This is a genomic window from Sphingomonas sp. BK580, from assembly GCF_014194975.1.
Taxonomy (GTDB): Bacteria; Pseudomonadota; Alphaproteobacteria; order Sphingomonadales; family Sphingomonadaceae; genus Sphingomonas.
The window spans coordinates 1-1,422 of the sequence record NZ_JACIAY010000029.1 but is presented as its reverse complement, the minus strand read 5'-3'; the positions used below and the strand labels follow the sequence as shown (position 1 = coordinate 1,422).

The 1,422-nt window shown below is 62.9% G+C and carries 1 protein-coding gene; it reads left to right on the top strand.

Going from position 1 to position 1,422, the window contains the following annotated elements; genetic code table 11:
• A partial coding sequence (locus FHY05_RS22195) for a DUF6538 domain-containing protein (protein WP_221191381.1) occupies positions 1-1,414 on the top strand: 1,414 nt, incomplete at its 5' end.
• Positions 1,415-1,422 lie beyond the last annotated feature (8 nt).

Here is a 1,422-nt window from a genome sequence, read left to right as displayed (position 1 = left end):
CGGTAAGCTGCTACGGGATTTGCCCCGTGGTGTGCTTCGACGAGGGCAAAAACTCTACTATCGGCACACCGTCCCGGTTGACGCTCAGCGACTACTGAATCGGCTCGAAATCTGGCGCTCGCTTCGAACTGACAGCCTATCGGTCGCGCTGCGTCGATTGCCGGGAGTCGTCGCCCGTATCGAAATGGATATCGAGCACGCACGCGCGATGGCGGGCATGCCGGTCGATGCGATGCTCATTGAACCGTCGAGGGACGATCCTATCGAGCACCCGACCTCGATCGCGGCTGCGCCGCTACCCGCCGCGAGCGCTCCGCCTGTCGCCTCACTCACGCTCGCGGAAGCGTATCGCAGCTACATCGACGATCCGACGCGCGCTTGGACCGCCAACACGCGAGAGGCGTATGAGACGAGCCGAAAGCTCGCTATCGCCTTGATCGGTGAAGCGATTCCTGTTTCGTCGATCTCGCGCGCGCACTGTCGCGACATGCTCGACGTGCTCCGCTTCTTACCCGCGAATGCGGGCAAACTCTTCCCGAAGCTCTCGCCGCGCGAGGCGGCAGAGCGCGCGCGCCTGCGCGGCGACATCAAGGTCATCAGCGCAGCAAACGCCAACTCGCTGATGTCGAATATGAGCAGCTTCCTGAACTGGGCGGTCAACGAGGAACTGCTTGCTCGCAACCCGGCACGCGGGCTGCGCCTGCCCGATCCGATTAACAAGCGCGACAAGCGCTCTCCCTTCGATCGGGAGCAACTCCATGCCATCTTCAACGCGTCGCTATATCGCGGATGCGTCGATGGCGGGCGCGGCTACAACAAGGCCGGAAGTCAGCGACCACGCAACGCGCGGTTCTGGGTGCCGCTGATCGCCCTGTTTACTGGGGCGCGGTTGGGCGAAATCTGTCAGCTTGATACAACCGACATCCGCGTCGTCGATGGCGTCGATTGTATCGTTATCACCCTGCGGTCGCTGGTCGGGAGCACCGACAAGCAGTTGAAGAACACCGTCAGCGACCGGCTGATCCCGATTCACCCGGTCCTCATCGACTGCGGGTTGGTCCACTTCGCCGAGACAAAACGGAAGGCGGGCGAGAAGAAGCTATTCGACGACATCGAGACGGGCTCAACCGGCTCGCGCCCCGTCGCCTTTTCTAAGTGGTTCACCCAGTTCCTCCGCGCCTGCGGCGCGCAGCGCCCCCGCACCTCGTTCCACTCGTTCCGCCACAACTTCAGGGACGAGCTACGCGCCGCGCGGATCGACCACGACATCGCGTTGCTGCTCGGCGGTTGGACAACGGGATCATCGCGAACCGCCGTCCATGAGAACTATGGCAGTGGCTACCGCGTCGATGCGCTCAATGAGGCCGTGCGTAGGTTGTCGTTCGAGCAGGTGGATGTCCGACATCTGGCGTGAACGCCAGA